Genomic DNA, 24,618 nt, shown 5'->3' on the forward strand with positions numbered 1-24,618 from the left:
CTGGCAACGTATCGCTTGCTTTAAAACAATTAATAGTTGCTTGATCAAACGTCTGCAAGATGGACAATCATCCTTCCTGCAGGCGCCTTCACAAGATACCTGCGCATACTTTCAAAGATCCGGGGAAGTGGCCTCAGCGCCATTCCCGTGTGCTGCGAAGTTTCCTTCGTAGCGAGCCGCCCATTATGCCAGACTTTTTCAGTCCGTCAACACCTTCGTTCGATCATCTCGTTCGGCGGTGGTGGGCACCCTGTTGTCGCTGAAGCCCCTTGGTGGCGACCCCTGCGACGGGGGAGGAGAAGTATGGCCCCATCCACATCGTTTGTGAAGGGGTTGTGGCGATTTTTTTCACCGGATGTTGCATCTGTTCATCCGTCGCGCTGCGGTAGGAACCCGCGAAGCGCAGCCAAGCGTAGGCTTGGCTCTACAAGAGCATAAGGAAGGGCCGGCTGGCGCCGGCCCTTCCCTGCTGTCAGGCAGTGACCAGGCGCACGCGGGCGAAAGTACGCTTGCCGACCTGCAGCAGGCCTTCGAAGCCCGGCTGCAGCACCTGCTGGCCATCTTCGACCACTTCACCGTCGACCTTGACCGCGCGCTCCTTGAGCTTGCGGTTGGCTTCAGAGTTGCTCGGGGTCAGGCCGGCCGCCGTCAGCAGCGCAGCGATACGCAGGCCTTCGGCCGGAATCGCCACCTCCTGCAGCGGCAGCTGGGTAATGTCACCCTGCCCGGTCACCGCTGCTTCCCAGCCTGCAATGGCCTGCTCGGCCGCGGCGGCGTCGTGGAAACGGGTCGCCAGTTCACGCGCCAGGCGCAGCTTGACCACACGCGGGTTCAAGCCGCCATTGGCCACCTGCTCGCGCAGCTGCACGGCTTCGGCCTGGCTGATGTCGAAGGACAGCAGTTCGATCCAGCGCCACATCAGGGTGTCGTCCACCTTCATGGTCTTGGTGACGATGTCGATGGCCGGCTCGCTGATACCAATGTAGTTGCCCAGCGACTTGGACATCTTGTTGACGCCGTCCAGGCCTTCCAGCAGCGGCATGGTCAGCACCACCTGCGGCTTCTGGCCGTGGTGTTCCTGCAGGCCACGGCCCATCAGCAGGTTGAACTTCTGGTCGGTACCGCCCAGTTCGACGTCGGCCTCCAGGGCCACCGAATCGTAGCCCTGCACCAGCGGGTACAGGAACTCGTGGATGGCGATGGACTGCTGGGCGGCATAGCGCTTGGCGAAGTCGTCGCGCTCGAGCATGCGCGCCACGGTGTGCTGGCCGGCCAGGCGGATCATGTCGGCCGCGCCCATCTTGCCGAACCACTCCGAGTTGAAGCGGACTTCGGTACGGCTGCGGTCGAGCACCTTGAACACCTGTTCCTCGTAGGTACGGGCGTTGGCGAGCACGTCATCGCGGCTGAGCGGTTTGCGGGTCAGGCTCTTGCCGGACGGGTCGCCGATCATGCCGGTGAAGTCGCCGATCAGGAAAATGACCTGGTGGCCGAGGTCCTGGAACTGGCGCATCTTGTTCAGCAGCACCGTATGGCCCAGGTGCAGGTCGGGCGCGGTGGGGTCGAAGCCGGCCTTGATCCGCAGCGGACGGCCTTCCTGCAGGCGCGAACGCAGATCCTCGAGCTTGAGGATCTCGTCGGCACCACGGCCGATCAGGGCAAGGGCTTCTTCAATCGAGGACACGTGACTACTCCCGGCAACGCCGATTCTTGTGTGGGGTGTTAAAGCGAAGTTAACCCGATTGGCTTCACAAAAGCCAATGGGCACAAGGGTTTGACGCGGTTTTCTCAGGTGTCTATGGTAACCGGCGATCAGGCCCGCACTCCCAGGCCGCCAGGAAAAAACCGCCGATGCACAATTCCGAACAAGGGCGCGCACGCAAGCAGCGCTTCCAGGAACGCCTCCACGTCCTGCACGACAACACCCTGCATCGGAAGCTCAGGCAACATCTTCCCGCCGCCTTCAATGAGCGCTGGACCCGCCGCCATTGGATGCATGCCAGCCTGTTTGCGACCATCGGCGCCCTGGTGGCGACGATCGTCCCCGGTTTCTCGCACACCATCGATGCCCCCTACGCCGACAGCCACACCAGCCTGGCGCTGCCGTTGCCGCCGCTGACCATGGCCCGCCAGCAGCAGGTGCCGGGTGACAGCTGGCAGGTGCTGCGCGTGCAGCGTGGCCAGACCCTGAGCGACCTGTTCGACAAGGCTGGCATTCCGGCCAGCACCCTGCACCGGGTGCTGGACCACCCCGGCGCGCGTGAGGCGTTGACCAAGCTGCGCCCGGGTGCCGAGATCGCCTTCGACATGCCGCTGTCCGGCGACCTGCGCAGCATCCGTTTCGACCGCGATGCCGACAACCGCGTGGAACTGAGCCTGGCCGGCGATGACATCAAGGAGAAAGTGACCAAGCGCGAGTCCTCCACGCGCACCGTGGTCACCAGCGGCGAGATCACCAGTTCGCTGTATGCCGCGGCCCGACGGGCCGGGCTGTCGCCGTCGGCGATCGCGACGATGACCGACGACATCTTCAAGTACGACATCGACTTCTCCAAGGACCTGCAGCCGGGCGACCGCTTCAGCGTGGTGATGGATGAAACCTGGCGCGAAGGCGAGAAGGTGGACACCAGCAAGATCCTGGCGGCGACCTTCACCACCGGTGGCAAGACCTATTCCGGCTTCCGCTTCGACCGCAACGGCAAGTCCGAGTACTACGACATCAACGGCCGTTCGCTGAAGAAGAGCTTCATCCGCATGCCGATCCCGTTCGCGCGGCTGAGTTCGACCTTCGGCGCGCGCAAGCACCCGGTGCTGGGCAAGATGCGCATGCACAAGGGCGTGGACTACGCCGCGCGCACCGGCACTCCGATCATGGCCGCGGGCGATGCCCGCGTGCAGTTCGCCGGCGTGCAGCGCGGCTACGGCAACGTGGTGATCCTCGACCATGGCCGCGGCCACACCACCCTGTACGGCCACATGTCGCGCTTTGCGAACATCAGGACCGGCCAGCGCGTGGCCCAGGGCACGGTGATCGGCTACGTCGGTTCGACCGGCCTGGCGACCGGGCCGCACCTGCACTACGAATTCCGCGTCAACGGCGAGCACCGCAACCCGCTGACCGTGACCATGCCGCCGCCGGAACCGCTGAAGGGCGCCGAGCTGGTCGCCTTCCGCGCGCAGACCGCGCCGGCGATGGCGCGCATCCAGGGCATGGAGAAGCTGATCTACGCCGACGCCAGCCCGGCACCGACCAGCCGCGACGAGGCTGCGCCCGAGGTGGCCAGCGCCAAGGACAAGCAGGCAACCGGCCGCAAGCGCGGCTGAGCGTCTTGCGTTGACGAAGAAGGACGCGGCAGCCCAAGCTTGCCGCGTCCTTTTTTTATGCCTGCCATGAACACGACTGCCGACGCTGACGCCCCCCTGTACCTTGGCCTGATGTCGGGCACCAGCGCCGATGGCATCGATGCCGCGCTGGTGCAGTTCCCCGCCGGCGGTGGCTGCCGCTTCGTGCACGGCCTGACCGCCCGCTGGGAGCCGGTGCTGCGCGCGCGGCTGGTGGCGCTGGGCGAAGGTGGCCCGCTGGAGTCGCTGGAGGAACTGGGCGAACTGGACGCGCGGATCGCGATCAACTTCGCCGGGGCCGCCAATCAACTGCTGGCCGAGGCCGGCGTGGACCGCAGCCAGGTGCGCGCGATCGGCTCGCACGGCCAGACCGTGCGCCACCGCCCGCTGGCCGACCCGGCGTTCACCGTGCAGCTGGGCGACGGCAACCGCATTGCCGAACTGACCGGGATCACCACGGTGTCCGACTTCCGCCGCCGCGACGTGGCGGCCGGGGGCCACGGTGCGCCGCTGATGCCGGCCTTCCACCTGGGCATGCTGGGCACCGCCGACGAAGACCGCGCGGTGCTCAACCTGGGCGGCATCGCCAACCTGACCCTGATCCCGCGCGAAGGCGCGGTGCGTGGCTTCGATACCGGCCCGGCCAATGCGCTGATGGACGCCTGGTGCCAGCGCCATACCGGCCGCACCTTCGATGCCGATGGCGCTTACGCTGCCAGTGGCACGTTGGACGAGGGCCTGCTGGCCGGCTGGCGCTCGGACGCGTGGTTCGCGCTGCCGCCGCCGAAGAGCACCGGGCGCGAACAGTTTCACCTGTCCTGGGCCGAAGCCCATATGGGGGAAGGCGAGTACGCCGCTGCCGATGTGCAGGCCACCCTGCTGGAGCTGACCGTGGCGACCGTGGCCGATGCGTTGCTGGCGCAGCAGCCGCAGACCCGGCGCCTGCTGGTCTGTGGCGGCGGTGTGCGCAACCGGCAGCTGATGAAGCGGCTGGCGGCGCGGCTGCCGGAGGTGCAGGTGGAGTCCAGCGCGGTGCATGGGCTGGACCCGGAGTACGTGGAGGCGATGGGTTTCGCCTGGCTGGCGCAGCGGACGATGGACGGGCTGGCGGGCAACCTGCCGAGCGTGACCGGGGCGACGGGCCCGCGGATCCTGGGGGCGATCCACCTGGCGTGAGGTGGGCCGTCCGCGCAGGTGAGGCGCCGTTGTAGAGCCGAGCCCTGCTCGGCTTAGCGCGGGCCGGGCCAAGAGCAGCCGAGCATGGCTCGGCTCTACAAAGGCGCTAATCGAAGCCCTGCCCTGCCGGCAGGGCCTGCAGGGCGGCAATCGCGGCGGAGAGGGCGTCCACTTCGGGATCGCCGAAGCCGGAGCGGACCTCCAGTTCACTGCTGAACAGCCCCTGCTCCAGCAAGGCGGCGCAGGTCTGTTCGTGGGTCCAGCCGCGGGCGACCGCGACCCGTCGGATGCGTTCCAGCAGCAGCGGGTCCAGGTCCCGCAGCACAACGTCGGCCATGCTCACTTCCCCGTTCGCAAGGCACCGCCCCCTCGGCGCGTCGGGGGCGATGATCCCGCAGTCCGGGCGGGCAGGCAATCAGGCGACCGGCGGCGGCCCGCGATCGGCGATCCGCGGCCACAGCCACGCCAGCAGCAGCAGGGTTGGCACCACGGTGATCGAGCTGAGGATGAAGAACGTGCTGTAGGACGTGGCTTCGACGATGTAGCCGGAGACGCCACCGACGAACTTGCCCGGCAGGTTGGCCAGCGAGACCAGCAATGCGTACTGGGTGGCGGTGAAGTTGCGGTCGGTCAGCGACGACATGAAGGCCACCAGCACGGTGCCGGCAAAGCCCTGGAACAGGTTGTCGGCACTGAGCGCGGCGTAGAACGCCCACAGCTTGCCCGGATTGTGCGCCATCAGCAGGAAGGCCAGGTTGGACAGCGCCACGCCCAGCGCGGCCACCAGCAGCATGCGGCGGAAGCCGAACGCAGCCACCGCGATGCCGCCAAGGAACGCGCCGCCGATGCCCATCCACACACCGAACAGCTTGGAGACGGTGGCGATGTCGGCCTTGTCGAACCCCGAGTCGAGATAGAACGGCCCGGCCATCACTCCGATCACCTGGTCGGGGAACTTGAACAGGCCGACGAAGGCCAGCAGCACCAGCGCCAGTGCCACGCCATTGCGGCTGAAGAAGCTGGAGATGGGCTGGACGAACGCTTCGGCAATATCGATGCGGCGCTGCACGGCGGTGGCCGGGCGCTGCGGTTCGGCGCACAGCAGGGTGGTGACGATCGGCAGCAGCATCAGCGCGGCCATCGCCAGGTAGGCGACGATCCAGCCTTCGAACTGGGCCAGGTACAGCGCGCCGGCACCGGCCAGGATCAGGCCGATCCGGTAGCCCAGGGTATAGGTGGCGGCCAGCGCCGCCTGGGCGGTCTGCGGCGCGATCTCGATGCGGTAGGCATCGACGGCCGAATCCTGGGTGGCGCCGGCGAACGACGCCACCAGCACCCACATCACCAACGGCCACACGCCCTGTTCGGGCCGCACGAAGGCCAGCGCGACCAGCCCGACCAGCACCAGCACCTGCGACACCAGCAGCCAGGAGCGGCGGCGGCCGAGCCGCCCCAGCAGCGGGAAGGCGTAGCGGTCCAGCAGCGGTGCCCACAGGAACTTGAGCAGGTAGAAGAAGCTGGCCAGGCTGATCAGGCCGATGCTGCCCAGGTCCAGCCCGACGTCGCGCAGGCGCGTGGACAGGGTCTGCGAGGCGATCAGCAGGAACGGCAGGCCACTGCCGAAGCCGAGCATGGCCATGGTCAGCGCCGACGGGGTACCGAAGGCGCGCTTGATGCCGGCCCAGCCCTTGTAGCTGACCGGCGTGGCGGCCTCGGTCACAGGTCGTAGTCCACGGTGAACGGGGCGTGGTCGGAGAAGCGCTCGTCGCGGTAGATCGAACAGCTGCGCAGTCGGTCACGCAGGCCCGGGGTGATGAACTGGTAGTCGATGCGCCAACCGACATTGTTGGCACGGGCCGCGCCACGGTTGCTCCACCAGGTGTAGTCCTCGCCGGTGGGGTTGAGCAGGCGATAGGCGTCGGCCCAACCACGGCCGGCGGCGACATCGGTGGCCTGGCCGTGGTCGGCGCACAGCGCGTTGAGCCAGTCGCGCTCTTCCGGCAGGCAGCCGGAGTTCTTCTGGTTGGACTTCCAGTTCTTGATGTCCAGCGCCGAACGCACGATGTTCCAGTCGCCGCACAGCACGTAGTCGCGGCCGCTGCGCGCCCACGCTTCGAGGATCGGCCGCAGCCATTCCATCACTTCGAACTTGAAGCCCTGGCGCAGGTCGCCCGAGCTGCCCGACGGGATATAGAAGGAAACCACGCTGAGATTGCCGTAGCGCGCCTCGATGTAGCGGCCTTCGTCGTCGAACGGCGCCCAGCCCAGCGAGGTGATGACCTGGTCCGGCTCGCGCTTGCTGTAGATCGCCACGCCGCTGTAGCCCTTCTTGGTGATGGCATCGCGATAGAAGCAGTGGTGGCCGTCCGGACGGAACATCGGGTCGGTCAGCTGGTCTTCCTGGGCCTTGGTTTCCTGGATGCACAGGACGTCGGCGTCCTGGGCACGGAACCAGTCGAGGAAGCCCTTGGTCGCGGCGGAACGGATGCCATTGGCGTTGAAACTGATGATGCGCATGCGGGGGACCTGCGGCGGGAAACCGGGCAAGCATACCGGTTGCCCGCAGGGCTGCGCAGTCCGCCAGGCGGGGCCTGGACGGCTTTCACATGGCGCTGGACGAGCGCGAAACGCCCAGCTGGATTAGGATTTGTGCTCCAAATGAAGATGAATCGAGTTTTGATGAGCGACCACCGCCACCGTTTCCTGCAGCTGGCCCTGACTGCCGACGCCCTGCGCTTCGGCCAGTTCACCCTCAAGTCCGGCCGGCTGAGCCCCTATTTCTTCAACGCCGGTCGTTTCGACTCCGGTTCGCTGCTGTCGCAGCTCGGCGCCTGCTACGCCGATGCCATCGATGCCACCGGGATCAAGTACGACGTGGTGTTCGGCCCGGCCTACAAGGGCATTCCGCTGGCCACCGCGATGGCCTGCGAGCTGGCCCAGCGTGGCCGCGACCTGCCGCTGTCGTTCAACCGCAAGGAAGCCAAGGACCATGGTGAAGGCGGCCAGCTGATCGGCGCCGACCTGAATGGCAAGCGCGTGCTGATCGTCGATGACGTGATCACCGCCGGTACCGCGATCCGCGAAGCGCTGGGCATCATCCGCGCTGCTGGCGGCACCCCGGCCGGCATCGTGGTGGCACTGGACCGCCAGGAGATCGCCTCGGAAGCCGACCGTCGCTCGGCGGCACAGTCGGTGGCCGAAGAAGCCGGCATTCCGGTGATCGCCGTGGCGTCGCTGGCCGATCTGCTTGATTTCGCCTCCGGCAACCCGGAACTTGTCGGTTACCGGCAGCCGCTGGAAGCCTACCGGGCCCAGTACGGCGTCCGTTCGATCCGCTGACCGACCAGGGGAAAGGTCATGTCCCGAGTTCCTGCTGTTCTCTTTGCCGGCCTGCTGCTGGCCGTGCCGTTCACCGTGCCGGCGCAGTCGCGCGACGGCGGCAAGGTGGAAAAGAAGCTGTATTGCTGGAACGAGGGCAAGGAGCGGATCTGCAGTGATTCGCTGCCGGCCGATGCGGTCAATCACGCCCGCGAGGAGTTCAACGCGAAGAGCGGCCTGCGCAATGCGCAGGTCCAGCGCGCGTTGACCGACGAGGAGCGCGCCGCAGCCAGCACCGTGGCACAGCAGCAGCAGCTGGACCTGATGGCCGAGCAGACCCGCCAGCGCACCGAGCAGGCAATGCTGTCCACCTATGGCAGCGAGGACGATCTGCGCCGGGTGTTCGCCGAACGCCAGGAAGTGCTGGACAACAACCTGAAGACCGCCGAGTACAACGTCACCAGCCTGCGCGAATCGCTGGTGGCGCTGCTGTCGGCCGCCGGTGACCGCGAACTGGCCGGTGGCAAGGTGGCCGACAAGCAGGCCGAGGCGATCCGTCAGCGGCACGTGCAACTGCAGTCGCAGCAACGCCTGCAGGCCGGATTCCTGCAGCAGCAGCAGGCGCTGAAGGCCGAGATCGACAGCACGCTGCAGCGCTATCGCGAGCTGAAGGGCGTGGCGCAGGCGAGCCAGGCGCCGTGATTCGCCTGTAGCGTCGGGCCCACACTCGACTCCGCGTGACCTTGGGAAAGGGCAGCCGAGCATGGGCTCGGCTCTACAGCAGGCGGCGCCTGGTTACGGGTTGGCCCACGGAATTTATGCACTCTTTACGCGTCGGCCCGGTCCGGCGCGTAGTGCGTTTATGGGCGGCAGGACGACGATGACGGCCTGAGGTGGAGGGGTTCCACCAGGTCGCTATTGAAATGTCCCCCTGGCTGTCTTTGTTGTGTGGCGTGCTGGTGCTGGTCGCCGCCGCCTATCTTCTCTATGTCGTGCTGCGGCCCGAATCGTTCTAACGGAGCCGGCCATGACTGAGATGCTTGTCATTCTTGCCGCCAGCCTGCTGCTGGCGTGGCCGCTGGGCCTGTACCTGGCCCGCGTGATGCGCGGCACGCCGATGAAGGTCGACGTGCTGTTCAACTGGATCGAAAAGCCGTTGTACAAGGTGTTCGGCGTCGATCCCTCGCGCGCGATGTCCTGGCGCGGCTACGTGCTGGCCTTCGTGCTGAGCAACGTGGTGGTCGCTGTGTTGACCCAGGCGGTGTTCATGACCCAGGCCTGGTTGCCACTGAACCCGGACCAGATCCCGAACATGCGCTGGGACACCGCGCTGCACACGATGATCTCGTTCCTGACCAACACCAACCAGCAGCACTATTCGGGCCAGGCGCAGCTGTCCTACCTCTCGCAGATGACCGGCATCACCGGCCTGCAGGTGGTGACGCCGATGATGGGCCTGGCGCTGGCGGTGGCGACGCTGCGCGCGTTGTTCTCGCGTGCGCCGCAGGCTGCGGCGGCCACCGGTGCCGGCGATGACCGCCAGGTGGCGGTAGGCAACTACTACGTGGACGTGGTGCGCCTGTGCGTGCGTTTCCTGTTGCCGCTGTGCCTGGTGTGGACCCTGCTGCTGACCAGCCAGGGTGTGCCGTCGACGATGGCCGGTGGCCCGCAGGCCACGCCGATCGATGCCAGCGCCGGCATGACCGGACAGAAGCTGCCGCTGGGCCCGGTGGCGGCGATGGTCGCGGCCAAGCAGCTTGGCGCCAACGGTGGCGGCTGGTACGGCCCGAACAGCAGCTTCCCGCTGGAGAACCCGACCCCGCTGTCGAACGCGCTGGAAATCGTCGGCATCCTGCTGGTGCCGATGGCGGTGATCTTCATGATCGGCGCGTTCACCGGCCGGCGTCGCTTCGGCGCCCTGGTGTTCAGCTGCATGCTGGGCATGTCGCTGCTTTCCACCGGCGCGATGATGTGGAGCGAAGGGCATAGCGCCAGCGCCGCCACCCCGCTGCTGATGGAAGGCAAGGAGGTGCGCTTCGGCGCCGACGGCACGGCGCTGTGGGCGGCGGTGACTACCCAGGTCTCCAATGGCTCGGTGAACGGCATGCACGATTCACTGGCGCCGCTGAGCGGTGGCATCGCGATGGTCAACATGCTGGTCAGCGCGATCTGGGGCGGCATCGGCTGTGGCCTGCAGCAGTTCATCGTCTATCTGCTGCTGGGTGTGTTCCTGGCCGGGTTGATGACCGGGCGCACGCCGGAACTGTTCGGCCGCAAGCTGGAGACGCCCCAGGTGCGCCTGCTGGCCCTACTGGTGCTGCTGCAGCCGATCACCCTGCTGGTGTTCACTGCGATCACCCTGGCCGTGCCCGGCCTGGCCGGCACCTCCAACCCCGGCTTCCATGGCATCAGCCAGGTGTTCTACGAGTATGTCTCGGCCTACGCCAACAACGGTTCGGGCTTCGAAGGACTGGGTGACGCCACGCTGTGGTGGAACCTGAGCTGCTCGCTGGTACTGCTGCTGGGCCGCTTCCCGCTGCTGATCATTCCGCTGGTGGTGGCCGCACAGTTGGCCGCCAAGCGCCAGGCGCCGGAGTCTGCCGGCAGCCTGCAGATCGAAACCCCGACCTTCGCCCTGACCCTGGTCTCGGTGATCGTCATCCTGACCGTGCTGCAGTTCATGCCGGCGCTGGTACTCGGCCCGATCGCCGATCACCTGAGCCTGGGACTGCGCTGAGGACACCCTGATGAGTACCCAAGCAAGTTCAACCCGTAGTACCCATGCACCGCGCCCTGCCCTGCTTGATGGCGCCGGCCTGCGCCGTGCGCTGGTCGAAGCGGTGCGCAAGCTGGCGCCGATGCATCTGGTGCGCAGCCCGGTGATGGCGGTGGTGATGGCCGGCACGATCGTCGCCGCGATCGTCACCCTGACCGGCAATGCACCGCTGGGCTTCGGCCTGGCAGTGACCGCCATCCTGCTGGTGACCGTGCTGTTCGGCAATTTCGCCGAGGCAGTGGCCGAAGCGCGTGGCCGTGGCCAGGCCGCCTCGCTGCGCCGTGCGCGCCAGGACCTGGTGGCGCGCCGGCTGGCGGCGCCGCAGCCGGGCGCAGCCGAAGCCCAGGTGCCGGCCGCCGAGCTGCGCCCGGGCGACCATGTGATCGTCAGTGCCGGTGAGCTGGTGCCGGCCGATGGCGAGATCGTGCAGGGCTTGGCCACCATCAACGAAGCGGCAGTGACCGGCGAATCGGCACCGGTGCTGCGCGAGGCCGGTACCGACCGTTCCGGTGTGATCGGTGGCACCAAGGTGCTGTCCGACCAGATCATCGTGCGGGTGACCGCCGAGCCGGGCCACAGCTTCCTGGACCGCATGATCGCGCTGGTGGAAGGTGCCAATCGCCAGAAGACCCCCAACGAGATCGCGCTGACCCTGCTGCTGGCGGCGATGACGCTGACCTTCCTGGTGGTGGTGGCCACGTTGCCGGCGATCGGCGCGGCCGTGGGCGTGCAGGTCGATCCACTGCTGCTGATCGCACTGCTGGTGTGCCTGATCCCGACCACCATCGGCGGCCTGCTGCCGGCCATCGGCATCGCCGGCATGAACCGTGCGCTGGCTGCCAACGTGCTGGCCAAGTCGGGCAAGGCGGTGGAAGTGGCCGGCGACGTCGACGTGCTGCTGCTGGACAAGACCGGCACCATCACCTACGGCGACCGCCAGGCCAGCCACTTCCATCCGCTGGCCGGCATCGACGCCAGCCAGCTGCGCGAGGCCGCACTGCTGTCCTCGCTGGCCGACCCGACCCCGGAAGGCAAGTCGATCGTGCGCCTGGCGCGCGAACAGGGCTGCGCCACCGCCGAGCCGGACCGTGCCGACTACCTGGCGTTCAGTGCCCAGACCCGGATGTCCGGCGTCGATCTGGAACACGGGCGGCAGATCCGCAAGGGCGCTGCCGATGCGATCCGCGCCCACGTGCAGGCGCTGGGCGGCAACGTGCCGGCTGAACTGGCCGGCCGCGTCGAGCAGGTCGCGCGCAATGGCGCCACCCCGCTGGTGGTGGCCGAGGGCCGCCACGTGCTGGGCGTGATCGAGCTGTCGGACGTGGTCAAGCACGGCATGCGCGAGAAGTTCGCACAGCTGCGGGCGATGGGCATCCGCACGGTGATGATCACCGGCGACAACCCGCTGACCGCTGCCGCCATCGCCGCCGAAGCCGGCGTTGACGACTACATCGCCGAGGCCCGTCCGGAAGACAAGCTGGCACGCATCCGCCAGGAACAGGCCGGTGGCCGCCTGGTGGCGATGGTGGGCGATGGCACCAACGATGCTCCCGCGCTGGCCCAGGCCGACATCGGCCTGGCGATGAACTCCGGCACGCAGGCGGCGAAGGAGGCCGGCAACATGGTCGACCTCGATTCAGACCCGGCCAAGCTGCTGGCGGTCGTGGAAGTGGGCAAGCAGCAGCTGATCACCCGCGGTGCGCTGACCACCTTCTCGCTGGCCAACGACGTGTCCAAGTACTTCGCGATCCTGCCGGCGCTGTTTGCCGCTGCGGTTCCGGCCATGGCCGCACTGAACGTGATGCAGCTGTCGAGCCCACGCAACGCGGTGCTGGCGGCGCTGATCTTCAACGCGCTGGTGATTCCCGCGCTGATCCCGCTCGCCCTGCGTGGCGTGCGCTTCCGCCCGGCCACGGCCACCGCGCTGCTGCGGCGGAACATGCTGGTGTACGGCCTCGGCGGCGTGCTGTTGCCGTTCGCGGCGATCAAGCTGATCGACCTCTTCCTTGTCCTGGTATTCGGCGCATGAACCGTTCTGCTTCCACCTCCACCACCCTGCCCCGCGAACCGAAGGCCGAAGCCCGCGTGGCCAGCCTGCAGGACGGCGCCGGCTGGCGCCCGGCGATCGGCCTGGGCCTGGCCACCCTGCTGCTGGCCGGCGCGGTCTACGCCGGCATCGCCACCGGTTTCGCCGGCCTGGCCTACCCCACCCAGGCCGAGGGCAGCCTGCTGCGCGATGGCAGCGGCCAGGTGCGCGGCTCGGCATGGTTGTCGCAGCCGTTCACCGGCGATGGCTACTTCCAGGCACGGCCGTCGGCGGCCAACTACGACCCGATGGCCGCGGCCGGTTCCAACCTGGCGCGCAGCAACCCGGCGCTGGCCGAGCGAGTTACCGCCAGCACGGCGGCGGTGGCCGCGCGCGAAGGTGTCGCCCCGGCGCTGGTGCCGGCCGACCTGGTCACCCAGTCCGGCGGCGGGCTGGATCCGCAGCTGTCGCCGGCGGCGGCGCAGCTGCAGGTGGCACGCGTGGCACGTGCCCGCGGCCTGCCGGTCGAGCGCGTGCAGGCCTTGGTGCAAGCACATACTGAAGGGCGCCAGTGGGGCGTGTTCGGCCAGCCGCGGGTGAACGTGGTGACGCTGAACTTCGCGCTGGACCATACGGCCAAGGCGCCGTGATGCCGGCCTGCATCGGCTGCGCGCACAATGGCGGCCATGACAGCGGCCCCCATGACTGATGCGCGTACCCGCCAGGCCGATGCCCTGGTGGAAGGCCTGCAACGCGAAGCCGGTGGCAAGCTGACCGTGTTCCTCGGCGCTGCGCCGGGTGTGGGCAAGACCTACACCATGCTGACCCGTGCCCAGGAGCAGCTGCGCCGCGGCGTGGACCTGGTGGTCGGGCTGGTGGAAACCCATGGCCGCGCCGAAACCCAGGCCCTGCTGGAAGGTCTGCCGCAGCTGCCGTTGAAGGACGTGGCCTATCACGGCCACGCCCTGCAGGAGATGGACCTGGATGCCGTTCTGGCACGGCATCCAGCGCTGGTGCTGGTGGACGAACTGGCCCATCGCAATGCGCCCGGCAGCCGCCATGAGCGGCGCTGGCAGGATGTGATGGAGCTGCTCGACGCCGGCATCGACGTCTGGACCACGGTCAACATCCAGCATCTGGAAAGCCTCAACGACGTGGTGATGCGCATCACCGGCGTGCGGGTCAGCGAGACCGTGCCCGATGGCGTGCTCGATCGCCTGCACGACATCGTGCTGGTCGATCTGCCGCCACGCGAACTGATCGCGCGCCTGCAGCAGGGCAAGGTCTATGTGCCCGAACAGGCCGCGCAGGCGCTGCAGGCGTTCTTCTCGCCGGCCAACCTGACCGCCCTGCGTGAGCTGGCGATGCAGGAAGCCGCCGATCGCGTCGACAGCAGCCTGCGTGAAACCCGCGCCGCACGGGGCGAAGGCAACCTGCCGCTGCGGCGCGGCGTGCTGGTGGCCATCGATGGCGGCGGCCAGAGCGAGTACCTGGTACGGGTGGCGCGCCGCATCGCCGAGCGCCGCGACGCACCGTGGACGGTGGTGACCGTGCAGGGCCGGCGCCAGGACGAGGCCACGCGGCGCGAGATCGATGCGGCCTTCGCCCTGGCACGTCGCCTGGGAGGCGACGCCGAACTGCTGCATGGATCGAGCATTGCCGATGCCCTGCTCGACCATGCAGCGCACAACGGCGTGTCGACCCTGGTGCTGGGGCGCACCCGTGAGCGCCCGCTGGCGCGGATGTTCAACCGAACCCTGACCCAGCAGCTGATCCAGCGCGGCGCGCACTACGAGATCACCATCATCAGCACGCCGCAGGCCCGGGCGCGCTCGCGCCGCGAAGGTCTGCTGCCACCGATGCGCGGCATCAGCTACGAGCCGGTACAGGCACTGATCGCCACCGCGCTGGCCTGTGCGGTGGCTTGGCTGGCCGAACGCTGGGTCGGCATGGCCGACCTGTCGATGGTGTTCATCGTGGCGGTGGTGCTGGTGGCCGCACGTACGCGCGCCAGCGTGGCGGTGATGGCGGCGATCCTGTGCTTCCTGGCCTACAACTTCCTGTTCATCGCGCCCCGCTTCACCTTCGCCATCGGTGCGCGCCAGGGCGTGATCACCGTGTTCCTGTTCCTGGCCGCCGCCTTGGTGGCCGGACGGCTGGCCTCGCGCCTGCGCATGCAGGTCATTGCGCTGCGTGCGGCCAACCGCCATGCACGTGCACGCCAGCAGCTGGGCCGTCAGCTGGCCAGCGCCGCTGGCAACGGCGAGGTGGCACAGGCAGGTCGGCATGCCTTGGAGCAGGCGATGGATGTGCCGGCGTGGCTGCGGATCGGCGCGGACACTGCCGCCGGTGGCCGCAGCCAACCCGGCGATACCGACCTGGCTGCCGCCGACTGGGCGCTGCGCCACGGCCAGCCCAGCGGCCGCTTCACCGACACCCTGGCCGGTGCGCAGTGGTGGTTCCTGCCATTGCTGGATGGCGAAGATCGCGCGATCGGCGTGGCCGGCCTGTACCTGCCCGGCGCACAGGCGCGCCTGCTGCCCGAACAGCGGCAGCTTGCCGAAGCGATGGTCGATGACATCGCACAGGCCGCACTGCGTACCCGGCTGGTGGCCGAACTGGAACAGGCGCATGTCAGCAACGAGACCGAGCGGTTGCGCTCGGCCCTGCTCTCTTCGGTGTCGCACGACCTACGCTCGCCACTGGCGGCGATGATCGGTTCGGCCGACAGCCTGGCCAGTTACGGCGCGGCGATGGACACGGCTGATCGCCGTGCCCTGCTGGACACCATCCTGGTCGAAGGCGAGCGGCTGGACCGCTACATCCAGAACCTGCTGGACATGACCCGCCTGGGCCACGAAGGACTGAAGATCAACCGTGACTGGATCGGCGTGGACGAGCTGATCGGCTCGGCCGCACGGCGCCTGCAGCGCTACCAGCCCAAGGTGCGGCTGGAGCTGGACATTCCGTCCACGCTGGCGCCGATCTGGGTACACCCGGCACTGGTCGAACAGGCCGTGTTCAACGTGATGGAGAACGCGGCCAAGTTCTCGCCGCCCGACGCCGCCGTGCAGGTGCAGGCGCGCGAACTGGACGGCCAGCTGCGCATCGACGTGATCGATGCCGGCCCCGGCATTCCCGACGACGAGCGCGCGCGCATCTTCGACATGTTCTACAGCGTCGAGCGCGGCGACCGCGGCCGCCACGGCACCGGCCTGGGCCTGACCATCTGCCAGGGCATGATCGGCGCACATGGCGGCAGCGTGCAGGCGCTGCCCGGACGCGACGGTCGCGGTACCCTGATCCGCATCACCCTGCCCCTGCTCAAGCCAGCCTCCCACGATGAGCCCGACCCCGATTGATGCCAGCGTGCCGGCCGCGCGCGTGCTGGTGATCGATGATGAAACCCAGATCCGCCGGTTCCTGGACATCAGCCTGCGCGCGCAGGGCTACCAGGTGCGACAGGCCGCCACCGGCCAGGAAGGCCTGCAGCTGGCCGCCAGCGAGGACATGGACCTGGTGATCCTGGATATCGGCCTGCCGGACATGGAAGGCCACGAGGTACTTGAACAGCTGCGGCAGTGGAGCCAGGTGCCGGTGATCATGCTGACCGTGCGCGCCGGCGAAGCCGAGAAGGTGCGCGCACTGGATACCGGCGCCAACGACTACGTGACCAAGCCGTTCGGCACGCAGGAACTGATGGCGCGGGTGCGGGCGCTGCTGCGCACGCGCAGCGTACCCAGTGATGGCACGCCACCGGTGTTCGACGACGGCCACCTGCGCGTGGACCTGGTGCGCCGCGAAGTCGCCCTGCAGGGTGAACCGGTGGCGTTGACCCGCAAGGAGTACGCGTTGCTGTCGCTGCTGCTGCGCAATGCAGGGCGGGTAGTGACGCAGCCGCAGATCCTGCAGGAGATCTGGGGGCCGACCCACCAGCACGATACCCATTACCTGCGCATCCTGGTCGGCAAGCTGCGGCACAAGCTGGGCGATTCGGCGCTGGATTCACGCTACCTGTTCACCGAACCGGGCGTGGGCTTGCGATTCAAGGGGTGAGGGTGTGCCGAACAACGGTCGGCACCCACCAAAGCAAATTCGGAAGAGCATCCACGCATGGCGTGGATCTCTGCTGTGTCGACCAAGGTCGACACCTACCAAGAGCAGTTCATGCGGTTCGGACAGATCGCGGAAATCTGTCGAAGGCGGGGTGGGTCCGGTGGCGGGGGCGTGAGCCGCATGGATGCGGCGACCGAGCTTACATGGGTGAGGGCGCTTTGCTTGCGAAGCACTGCTTCGCAAGCGCCCGAACGCCCAGCCGCCAGCGGCTGGGCCGGGCCCCGGAGGGGGACTTGCAGCGTCCCCCGTAACCGGACCCACCCCGCATCCTACGGATAGCCGGCCTTTGACGTTGACGTTGATTCGGCGGGTGCCGGGCGCCGCCCGGCCCCACCTCAGAACCCCAGCGGCGTGTCGCCCAGCACCGGCTGCAGCTGGCTGCGGAACAAGGCCTTGATGCGCTCCAGTGCGGCCTCGTCGTTGCCTTCGAACCGCAGCACCAGCACCGGCGTGGTGTTGGAGGCGCGCACCAGGCCCCAGCCATCGGCGAAGTCCACGCGCAGGCCATCGATGGTCGACAGGCGGCCCCCCACATACGGGTTGTCCGGCGACTGCGCCGCCGCCACCAGCATCGCCACCAGCGCATGCGGCGTCCCGTCGGCCACCGCTACCTTCAGCTCCGGCGTGGCGACCATTTCCGGCAGTTCGCCCAGCACTTCGTCCGGGGTCTCCTCGCGCTGGGCCAGGATCTCCAGCAGGCGCGCAGCGGCGTACAGGCCGTCGTCGAAACCGAACCAGCGTTCCTTGAAGAAGAAGTGGCCGCTCATCTCACCGGCCAGCTCGGCATCGGTCTCGCGCATCTTCGCCTTCATCAGCGAATGCCCGGTCTTCCACATCAGCGGGCTGCCACCGTTGCGCAGCACATGGTCGGACAGCTTGCCGGTGCACTTGACGTCGTAGATCACCATCGCGCCCGGATTGCGCATCAGCACGTCGGCAGCGAACAGCATCAGCAGGCGGTCGGCATAGATGATCCTGCCTTCGCCGGTGACCACGCCCAACCGGTCGCCGTCGCCATCGAAGGCTACGCCGAGGTCGGCGCCGAAGCGCTTGACCGTCTGCACCAGGTCTTCCAGGTTGGCCGGCTCGCTCGGGTCGGGATGATGGTTGGGGAAGGTGCCATCGACATCGCAGTACAGCGGAATGACGTCGGCGCCGATTGCTTCCAGCAGCTGCGGGGCCAGTGCGCCGGCCACGCCATTGCCGGCATCGGCCACGACCTTCAGCGGACGGTCCAGCTGCACGTCATCGGCGATGCGCTGGATGTAGTCGGCACTGACATCGCGCTGCTGGTAGTCACCCGGCTCGGCGGACTGCACCAGGCGGCCCTCGACGATGCGCTGGTAGAGATCGGTGACCGCGTCGCCGGACAGCGTCTCGCCGCCGATCACCACCTTGAAGCCGTTGTACTCGGGCGGGTTGTGGCTGCCGGTGACCGCCACGCAGGTGCCGGTACGCAGATGGAAGGCGGCGTAGTACACGAGCGGGGTCGGCGCCAGGCCGATGTCGATCACCGCGCAGCCGGCACGGCGCAGGCCCTCGGCCAGCCCGGCCGTCAGCTCGGGTCCGGACAGGCGGCCATCGCGCCCGATCACCACCTCGCGCAGGCCCTGCTCCAGTGCCACGGTGCCGATGGCCTGGCCGATCAGCGCCGCGGTCTTCGGTGTCAGTTCGCTGCCCACCACGCCGCGGATGTCATAGGCGCGGAAGATGCCGGCGGCCAGCTCTTCGGCAGGCACCGGCGGTGGCGGCGGTGGCGTGGCATCGCCACTGCCGGTCGCGGCGGCCACCGGTGGCGGCGCCTGCTGCAGGCTCTCGCTCAGGGTCGGGCCATGGTCGGCCTCGGACGCGGCGGCGCGGCGCGGCAACGGCAGCGACTTCGGTAGCCGGTCGCGCCCCACCACCAGCAGCACGGCAATGAACGCCAGCAGCAACGCCACAATGGCGCTGGCCAGCGCGCCCAGGCCGAGCGGACCGGCCTCGACATTCGGCACCGACGCGACCAGCCGCAACGGCGTGCCTGCAACCGGGCGCGCCAGCGCTTCCGCACTTTCGGCCAGGCTCGGGTCGCCTTGGGTGACCAGATCGAATGCTCCCTGGCGCAGGCCGAGGAAGCCGGCGGACGGCGCGCTGACCTGGTCGAGCGGCGACGTCAGCCGCAGCAGCGGTTGGCGGACATAGATGACGGCCGGCCCCAGGCTGCCCAGCTGCACCGGCGCGGCCAGGCCCAGGCGGTTGCCGCCGCCGTCGCGGACCACGCGCAGGCTTGGCCTGGCCTCGGCCAGCGCCGCTTCCAGCAGCGCCAGGCGGGAATACCCGAAGGTGGCCGGATCGGCATAGGCGTTGGCCAGATCGGCCGCCAGCACCTCGACCTGCTCGACCCCGGTCCAGCTCTCGCGAACGGCCAGCGCCGCCGCAGCGGCGTCGCCGGCCTGCAGCGCCTGCTGCACGCGATCGTTCTTCAACTGCTGCTGCAGCTGCTGCAACTGGCCTGCAGCAGCCTGCTGCAGGCCCTGCACGGCCTGGTCACGCGCCTCTTCCAGCGCCTGCCCGTTGGCCTCCTGCCGCCATTGCTGCACCGCGCTCCATCCGAACCAGCCGGCCAACAGGATCAACAGCACCCCCAGTAGAGGTGCACTGCGACCCAACGACCGTCCCCGCTGTCCTTCCCCGATGCCGCTCATCGATGTCCCCTGTCAACGCACCCCGGTATGGCCGAATCCACCCGCGCCCCGCACGCTGTCGGTGAAAGTATCCACTACCTGCAGGCTGACGCGGGCGATCGGAACCACCACCAGCTGCGCGATGCGATCGCCCGGCTCGATGGTGAAGGCCTCGCGGCCACGGTTCCAGACGCTGATCAGCAGCGGCCCCTGGTAGTCGGCATCGATCAGGCCGGTGCCGTTGCCCAGCACGATGCCATGCCGGTGGCCCAGCCCGGAACGCGGCAGGATCACCGCGCACAGGTTCGGGTCGGCAATATGGATGGCCAGGCCGCTGGGCACCAGCGCGGTGTCGCCCGGCTGCAGGGTCAGCGCGGTATCCAGCGCCGCGCGCAGGTCCATGCCGGCACTGGCCTCGGTGGCATAGGCCGGCAGCGGCCAGCTGTCGCCGAAGCGCGGATCGAGCAGCTTGACCTGCAGCGGGTGGGAAGTGGATGCCTGGGTCATGCCTGGAGTCTCCGCGCGATCAGCGCCAGCAGTTGTTCGGCCAGCTCGCGCTTGGAAGTGGCCGGGAATACCTGTTCGCCGTCCTGCCAGAAGGCCGTGGCGGCATTGTTGTCGCTCTCGAAACCGCCGCCACTGATGCCGACCTGGTTGGCGATCACCAGGTCCAGGCGCTTGTCGACCAGTTTGCCGCGCGCGTATTTCTCCACGTCGTGGGTCTCGGCGGCGAAGCCGACCACCAGCTTCAGCGACTGCGTCTGTGCAGCGACTTCGGCGAGGATGTCCGGCGTACGCACCAGTTCGATCACCAGCGACTGGCTGTCGGCGGTCTTCTTCAGCTTCTGCGCGGCGACCTGGCGCGGCGTGTAGTCGGACACCGCGGCGGCACCGATATAGATGTCGGCGGGCAGCGACTTCAGTACGGCATCGCGCATCTGCGCGGCCGAGCGCACGTCGATGCGCTGCACGCCCGGCGGCGTCGGCAGCTGTACCGGACCGCTGACCAGCACCACCTGCGCGCCCAGCGCGGCAGCAGCGGCGGCCAGGGCAAAGCCCATCTTGCCGCTGCTGCGGTTGCCGACGTAACGCACCGGATCGATGTCTTCGTAGGTCGGGCCAGCACTGATCAGCAGGCGCAGCCCCTGCAGGGCACGGGTTTCCGGCGCGGCAACCGTCGCAGCGGCGCCGCCATTGGCGGCCAGCGCGGCCACGATGTCGCCGGGTTCGGCCAGCCGGCCGGGACCGGATTCACCTTCGGCCAGCGGGCCATCGACCGGGCCGATCACCTGCGCACCACGCTGGCGCAGCAGGGCGATGTTGGCCTGGGTGGCCGGATGCAGCCACATGCGATGGTTCATCGCCGGGCAGATCGTCAGCGGTGCGGTGCTGGCCAGGCACAGGGTGCTGACCAGGTCATCGGCATGGCCCTGGGCCAGCCGGGCCAGCAGATCGGCGGTTCCCGGCGCGACCACGATGCGGTCCGCCCAGCGGGCCAGCTCGATGTGGCCCATGGCCTGTTCGGCGGCGCTGTCCCACAGCGTGGTGCGGGTCGGCTGCCCGGACAGGGCCTGGAAACTGAGGGGGGTGACGAACTGCTGGGCGCCGGCGGTCATCGCCACCTGCACCTGGGCGCCCGCATCACGCAGGCGTCGCACCAGTTCCAGGGCCTTGTAGGCCGCGATCCCGCCTCCGACGCACAACAGCAGTTTCTGGCCTTCCAGCGCGCGGCCGGGCGCGGGGGAAGCGTTGGGGGAGTCAGCCACCTGGAATTCCTGTGCAAACGAGGGCATTAGCTTACCCGATGGTCGGTAATGTCCCGGTGCACAGCGCACATAGCGGGCAGCTATCAGCAGATGGGACTTGCACCACAGCGCTTCCGGGGTTCAAGACACTGCGATTCGGAACTTTCCTATACCTGTAGGCCGGCCACGTTTGCAGAATCGTCAGTGGCCGCCGCAGGTGTGCCGCTTCGCTTTTCGAGGATTCCGCGTGCACCCGCGCATCATCATCGCCGACGACCATCCCGTCGTCCTGCACGGCATCCGCATCGTGCTGCAGACCCACCTGATGGAGGTCGTCGGCAGCGCGCGTGACGGCGCCGAGCTGCTGCAGCTGGTCGAGCACCACGGCTGCGACGCGGTGCTGACCGACCTCTCCATGCCGGGCACCGGCCCGGATGGCCCGGAACTGATCGCTGAACTGCGCGCACGCCACCCGCACATGCCCGTGGTGGTGCTTACCGGCGCCCGCCACCCCGGCCTGCTCGATGGCCTGCTGCGTGAGGGTGTCAGCGGCCTGGTCGACAAGTGCGCCGATTTCGGCGAGTTGCCGCAGGCCTTGAACGCGGCCATGGCAGGGCAGGTGTTCGTCTCGCAGCAGCTGCGCCACCACCTGCAGGCGCGCGACCTGATGTTCGCGCGCGAACCGGCGGCGCTGTCCGCCCGCGAACAGGAAGTGCTGGACCTGTTGGCCGCCGGGCTGAAAGTGAACGCCATCGCCGTCCACTGCGGCCGCAGCCCCAAGACGATCAGCCGGCAGAAGGCTGAGGCCAAGCGCAAGCTGGGGCTGCAGAACAACCAGGAGCTGTTCGCCTACCTGCAGTCGCGACGCGACTGAGGCAACGGCCGACCCGGGCATGCGTCCTGCCCTGATGGGCCGCATCGCCCCCACTGGCGATGATGCAGGCATGCCCATCCACGACTGGCCCGAACAGGAACGTCCCCGCGAGAAGCTGATCGCACGCGGCCCCGCCACGCTGTCCGACGCAGAACTGCTGGCACTGTTCCTCGGCTCCGGCTTCGGTGGACGCGATGCGGTGCAGACCGCGCGCGACCTGCTGCAGGCGCACGGTCCCCTGCGTGTGCTGCTGGACCGCCCGGCCCGCGAGCTGGCCCGGTTGCCGGGGCTGGGCCCTGCTCGAAGCTGTGCACTGGCCGCCGGGCTGGAACTGGCCCACCGCTATCTGGCGGCCGAACTTCAGCAGGGCGAGGCCGTCGGCAACAACCCGGCTGCGGTCGGCCGCTATCTGCAGCACCGCCTGCGCGGCCAGGCCCGCGAGATCTTCATGGCGCTGTTCCTGGACAACCGCCACCGCCTGATCGCCTGCGAAGAACTGTTCCAGGGCACCATCAATGCCGCCCCGGTCTATCCCCGCGAGGTGGTGCGTCGAGCCCTGCTGCACAATGCGGCAGCGGTGATCCTCAGCCACAATCACCCTTCCGGCGACCCCGAGCCCTCCGGCGCCGACACCCGCATCACCGATGAACTGCAGCAGGCGCTGGCACTGGTGGACGTGCGCCTGCTCGACCACTTCGTCGTCGGCGAGGGCCGCCCCGTTTCATTTGCTGAACGGGGCCTGCTGTCCCCGCCCCAGCCGCGCCTGTTCGGCTGAACGGCCCTGGTCAGGGCCGGGCGGGCGCCCCGCAGGCATGTCCTGGTCAGCGTGGGCGCGGGCATCTGCGCTAAAATGGGCGATTCCGCCGCTCATTCTCACAGCAGGCCTCGTGAAAAATCTCCTCCGCGCCCTGATCAGCCAAGGCATCGAAGCCTTGCGCGCCAATGGCACCCTGCCCGCCGACTCCCTGCCGCCGGACTTCGTGGTCGAGCGCCCGAAGACCCGTGACCACGGCGACTTCGCCACCAACGCCGCGATGCTGCTGGCCAAGGCCGCGCGCAGCAATCCGCGCGCACTGGCACAGGCACTGGTCGAGGCGCTGCCGCGCAGCGAGGACGTCAGCAAGGTCGAGATCGCCGGCCCCGGCTTCATCAACTTCCATCTGGCCCCGGCCGCGTACCAGCGCGAAACCGCCTCGGTCATCAAGGAAGCCCACGACTACGGCCGCAACCTGTCCGGCAATGGCCGCACGGTGGGCGTGGAGTACGTGTCGGCCAACCCGACCGGCCCGCTGCATGTCGGCCATGGCCGCGCAGCGGCGATCGGCGACTGCGTGGCCCGCGTGCTCGATGCCAACGGCTGGAACGCCAAGCGCGAGTTCTACTACAACGACGCTGGCGTGCAGATCGAGAACCTGGCGCTGTCCACCCAGGCGCGGATCAAGGGCATCGCACCCGATCAGGACGGCTGGCCGGAAGGCGGCTACCGCGGTGAGTACATCGCCGATGTCGCCCGCGCCTACATGGCCGGTGCCAGCGTCGACCTGGAAGGCAGCACCGTGGTCGGCGCCAAGGACCCGGACGACATGCAGGCAATCCGCCGCTTCGCCGTGGCCTACCTGCGCAACGAGCAGAACCTGGACCTGGCCGCGTTCGGTGTCGACTTCGACATCTACTTCCTGGAAAGCTCGCTGTACGCCGACGGCAAGGTTGCCGAAGCGGTGGCCAAGCTGCAGGCGTCCGGCCACACCTATGAGGAAGGCGGCGCGCTGTGGCTGCGCAGCACCGACTTCGGTGACGACAAGGACCGCGTGATGCGCAAGTCCGACGGCACCTTCACCTACTTCGTGCCGGACGTGGCCTACCACCTGTCCAAGTGGCAGCGCGGCTACGAGCGCGCGATCACCGAACTGGGCGCCGACCATCACGGCTCGCTGGCGCGCGTGCGCGCCGGCCTGCAGGCGATGGAAGTGGGCATCCCGCAGGGCTGGCCGGAATACGTGCTGCACCAGATGGTCACGGTCATGCGCGGCGGCGAGGAAGTGAAGCTGTCCAAGCGTGCCGGCAGCTACTTCACCCTGCGCGACCTGATCGAAGAAGCCGGCCGCGATGCGACCCGCTGGTTCCTGATCGCGCGCAAGCCCGATTCGCAGCTGACCTTCGACATCGACCTGGCGCGCCAGCAGAGCAACGACAATCCGGTGTTCTACGTGCAGTACGCGCACGCCCGTGTCTGCAGCCTGCTGCGCCAGGCGCAGGAAAAGGGCCTGGTGTACGAGCAGGGCAATGGCCTGGCCAACCTTGGCCACCTGGCCGACGATGCCTCGCTGCTGTTGATGAACGAGATCTCGCGCTATCCGGAAGTGGTGGAAGCGGCCGGCGTGGCGCTGGAGCCGCACCTGGTGGCGCAGTACCTGCGTGAATTGGCGCATGCCTTCCACACGTGGTATCACGGGACGCCGGTGCTGGTGGAAGACGCCGCCGATCGCAACGCCAAGCTGACCCTGGCCTGCGCGGCGCGCCAGGTGCTGGCCAACGGCCTTGAACTCCTGGGCGTGAGCGCCCCGGAAAAAATGTAAGCATCA

The 24,618-nt window shown here is 68.3% G+C and carries 20 protein-coding genes; 13 read left to right on the forward strand and 7 right to left on the reverse strand.

Annotation, left to right across the window (positions count from 1 at the left end):
- Nucleotides 1–472 precede the first annotated feature (472 nt).
- Entirely contained in the window at nt 473–1,684 is a 1,212-nt protein-coding gene (gene tyrS / locus AC5QAB_RS20340) for a tyrosine--tRNA ligase (protein WP_414934761.1), read from the reverse strand.
- Nucleotides 1,685–1,851: 167 nt separating this feature from the next.
- On the opposite strand from tyrS, the gene AC5QAB_RS20345 reads away from it, so the two are divergent.
- Nucleotides 1,852–3,324: a M23 family metallopeptidase gene (locus AC5QAB_RS20345; protein WP_401735160.1), complete on the forward strand. Its 1,473-nt coding sequence runs from the start codon at nt 1,852–1,854 to the stop codon at nt 3,322–3,324.
- Between the two features lie 66 nt (nt 3,325–3,390).
- Nucleotides 3,391–4,518: an anhydro-N-acetylmuramic acid kinase gene (locus AC5QAB_RS20350; protein ID WP_495233589.1), complete on the forward strand. Its 1,128-nt coding sequence runs from the start codon at nt 3,391–3,393 to the stop codon at nt 4,516–4,518.
- Nucleotides 4,519–4,624: 106 nt separating this feature from the next.
- Here the strand turns inward: AC5QAB_RS20350 and AC5QAB_RS20355 are convergent, their stop codons facing one another.
- The 3 genes from AC5QAB_RS20355 to AC5QAB_RS20365 form a co-directional block, all read right to left on the reverse strand.
- The gene (locus AC5QAB_RS20355; RefSeq protein ID WP_014645678.1) at nt 4,625–4,855 is read right to left on the reverse strand and encodes a hypothetical protein; all 231 of its coding nucleotides are present in this window, start codon (nt 4,853–4,855) and stop codon (nt 4,625–4,627) included.
- A 78-nt stretch (nt 4,856–4,933) separates the two neighbouring features.
- Entirely contained in the window at nt 4,934–6,238 is a 1,305-nt protein-coding gene (locus tag AC5QAB_RS20360) for an AmpG family muropeptide MFS transporter (RefSeq protein WP_014645677.1), read from the reverse strand.
- Entirely contained in the window at nt 6,235–7,035 is an 801-nt protein-coding gene (locus AC5QAB_RS20365) for an exodeoxyribonuclease III (RefSeq protein WP_049405785.1), read from the reverse strand. The genes AC5QAB_RS20360 and AC5QAB_RS20365 overlap by 4 nt, the downstream gene beginning before the upstream one ends.
- A gap of 162 nt (nt 7,036–7,197) precedes the next feature.
- Between AC5QAB_RS20365 and pyrE the strand changes: the two genes are divergently transcribed.
- From pyrE to AC5QAB_RS20405, 8 genes are all read left to right on the forward strand, one after another.
- A complete protein-coding gene (gene pyrE / locus AC5QAB_RS20370) occupies nt 7,198–7,857 on the forward strand; it encodes an orotate phosphoribosyltransferase (RefSeq protein WP_032961411.1) in 660 nt (219 codons plus the stop codon).
- Between the two features lie 18 nt (nt 7,858–7,875).
- Complete coding sequence (locus tag AC5QAB_RS20375; RefSeq protein ID WP_032961414.1) at nt 7,876–8,538, forward strand: hypothetical protein; 663 nt, start codon at nt 7,876–7,878, stop codon at nt 8,536–8,538.
- A gap of 221 nt (nt 8,539–8,759) precedes the next feature.
- Nucleotides 8,760–8,852, forward strand: a complete 93-nt coding sequence (locus AC5QAB_RS20380) for a potassium-transporting ATPase subunit F (protein ID WP_005407770.1) — start codon at nt 8,760–8,762, stop codon at nt 8,850–8,852.
- Nucleotides 8,853–8,863: 11 nt separating this feature from the next.
- Nucleotides 8,864–10,573, forward strand: coding sequence for a potassium-transporting ATPase subunit KdpA (gene kdpA / locus AC5QAB_RS20385; RefSeq protein ID WP_014645673.1), 1,710 nt, complete (start codon nt 8,864–8,866; stop codon nt 10,571–10,573).
- A gap of 10 nt (nt 10,574–10,583) precedes the next feature.
- Entirely contained in the window at nt 10,584–12,641 is a 2,058-nt protein-coding gene (gene kdpB, locus AC5QAB_RS20390; RefSeq protein WP_049441858.1) for a potassium-transporting ATPase subunit KdpB, read from the forward strand.
- A complete protein-coding gene (gene kdpC, locus AC5QAB_RS20395; RefSeq protein WP_495233590.1) occupies nt 12,638–13,288 on the forward strand; it encodes a potassium-transporting ATPase subunit KdpC in 651 nt (216 codons plus the stop codon). Before kdpB ends, kdpC begins: the two co-directional genes overlap by 4 nt.
- Nucleotides 13,289–13,339: 51 nt before the next feature.
- Nucleotides 13,340–16,000 carry an ATP-binding protein gene (locus AC5QAB_RS20400; RefSeq protein ID WP_014645670.1) on the forward strand — a complete coding sequence of 887 codons (2,661 nt, stop codon included), beginning with the start codon at nt 13,340–13,342 and terminating at the stop codon, nt 15,998–16,000.
- Nucleotides 15,981–16,694 (forward strand): response regulator transcription factor, encoded by a 714-nt coding sequence (locus AC5QAB_RS20405; RefSeq protein WP_032961423.1) that lies wholly within the window; start codon nt 15,981–15,983, stop codon nt 16,692–16,694. Before AC5QAB_RS20400 ends, AC5QAB_RS20405 begins: the two co-directional genes overlap by 20 nt.
- A 395-nt stretch (nt 16,695–17,089) precedes the next feature.
- Here the strand turns inward: AC5QAB_RS20405 and AC5QAB_RS20410 are convergent, their stop codons facing one another.
- Genes AC5QAB_RS20410 through coaBC form a run of 3 tightly spaced genes read right to left on the reverse strand, consistent with a single transcriptional unit; the run spans nt 17,090 to nt 21,210 of the window.
- Nucleotides 17,090–19,438, reverse strand: coding sequence for a phosphomannomutase/phosphoglucomutase (locus tag AC5QAB_RS20410; protein WP_495233591.1), 2,349 nt, complete (start codon nt 19,436–19,438; stop codon nt 17,090–17,092).
- A gap of 12 nt (nt 19,439–19,450) precedes the next feature.
- The gene (gene dut, locus AC5QAB_RS20415) at nt 19,451–19,924 is read right to left on the reverse strand and encodes a dUTP diphosphatase (protein ID WP_014035700.1); all 474 of its coding nucleotides are present in this window, start codon (nt 19,922–19,924) and stop codon (nt 19,451–19,453) included.
- Nucleotides 19,921–21,210, reverse strand: coding sequence for a bifunctional phosphopantothenoylcysteine decarboxylase/phosphopantothenate--cysteine ligase CoaBC (coaBC, locus tag AC5QAB_RS20420; RefSeq protein ID WP_014645667.1), 1,290 nt, complete (start codon nt 21,208–21,210; stop codon nt 19,921–19,923). The genes dut and coaBC overlap by 4 nt, the downstream gene beginning before the upstream one ends.
- A gap of 199 nt (nt 21,211–21,409) precedes the next feature.
- Between coaBC and AC5QAB_RS20425 the strand changes: the two genes are divergently transcribed.
- The 3 genes from AC5QAB_RS20425 to argS all read left to right on the forward strand — a co-directional run bounded on the left by AC5QAB_RS20425 (nt 21,410) and on the right by argS (nt 24,612).
- A complete protein-coding gene (locus AC5QAB_RS20425) occupies nt 21,410–22,036 on the forward strand; it encodes a response regulator (protein ID WP_049408686.1) in 627 nt (208 codons plus the stop codon).
- 70 nt (nt 22,037–22,106) lie between these two features.
- Nucleotides 22,107–22,811 (forward strand): RadC family protein, encoded by a 705-nt coding sequence (radC, locus tag AC5QAB_RS20430; protein ID WP_014035697.1) that lies wholly within the window; start codon nt 22,107–22,109, stop codon nt 22,809–22,811.
- Between the two features lie 112 nt (nt 22,812–22,923).
- Complete coding sequence (gene argS, locus AC5QAB_RS20435; protein WP_032961431.1) at nt 22,924–24,612, forward strand: arginine--tRNA ligase; 1,689 nt, start codon at nt 22,924–22,926, stop codon at nt 24,610–24,612.
- The last annotated feature ends 6 nt before the right edge of the window (nt 24,613–24,618 follow it).

It is taken from the genome of Stenotrophomonas sp. YJH_SMC_127, from assembly GCF_059372445.1.

Coding starts and splice junctions, on each gene's coding strand:
- AC5QAB_RS20345 (WP_401735160.1), top strand. CDS start 1,852: ATGCACAATTCCGAACAAGGGCGCGCACGCAAGCAGCGCTTCCAGGAA.
- AC5QAB_RS20350 (WP_495233589.1), top strand. CDS start 3,391: ATGAACACGACTGCCGACGCTGACGCCCCCCTGTACCTTGGCCTGATG.
- AC5QAB_RS20355 (WP_014645678.1), bottom strand. CDS start 4,855: ATGGCCGACGTTGTGCTGCGGGACCTGGACCCGCTGCTGCTGGAACGC.
- AC5QAB_RS20365 (WP_049405785.1), bottom strand. CDS start 7,035: ATGCGCATCATCAGTTTCAACGCCAATGGCATCCGTTCCGCCGCGACC.
- pyrE (WP_032961411.1), top strand. CDS start 7,198: ATGAGCGACCACCGCCACCGTTTCCTGCAGCTGGCCCTGACTGCCGAC.
- AC5QAB_RS20375 (WP_032961414.1), top strand. CDS start 7,876: ATGTCCCGAGTTCCTGCTGTTCTCTTTGCCGGCCTGCTGCTGGCCGTG.
- AC5QAB_RS20380 (WP_005407770.1), top strand. CDS start 8,760: ATGTCCCCCTGGCTGTCTTTGTTGTGTGGCGTGCTGGTGCTGGTCGCC.
- kdpA (WP_014645673.1), top strand. CDS start 8,864: ATGACTGAGATGCTTGTCATTCTTGCCGCCAGCCTGCTGCTGGCGTGG.
- kdpB (WP_049441858.1), top strand. CDS start 10,584: ATGAGTACCCAAGCAAGTTCAACCCGTAGTACCCATGCACCGCGCCCT.
- kdpC (WP_495233590.1), top strand. CDS start 12,638: ATGAACCGTTCTGCTTCCACCTCCACCACCCTGCCCCGCGAACCGAAG.
- AC5QAB_RS20400 (WP_014645670.1), top strand. CDS start 13,340: ATGACTGATGCGCGTACCCGCCAGGCCGATGCCCTGGTGGAAGGCCTG.
- AC5QAB_RS20405 (WP_032961423.1), top strand. CDS start 15,981: ATGAGCCCGACCCCGATTGATGCCAGCGTGCCGGCCGCGCGCGTGCTG.
- AC5QAB_RS20410 (WP_495233591.1), bottom strand. CDS start 19,438: ATGAGCGGCATCGGGGAAGGACAGCGGGGACGGTCGTTGGGTCGCAGT.
- dut (WP_014035700.1), bottom strand. CDS start 19,924: ATGACCCAGGCATCCACTTCCCACCCGCTGCAGGTCAAGCTGCTCGAT.
- coaBC (WP_014645667.1), bottom strand. CDS start 21,210: ATGCCCTCGTTTGCACAGGAATTCCAGGTGGCTGACTCCCCCAACGCT.
- radC (WP_014035697.1), top strand. CDS start 22,107: ATGCCCATCCACGACTGGCCCGAACAGGAACGTCCCCGCGAGAAGCTG.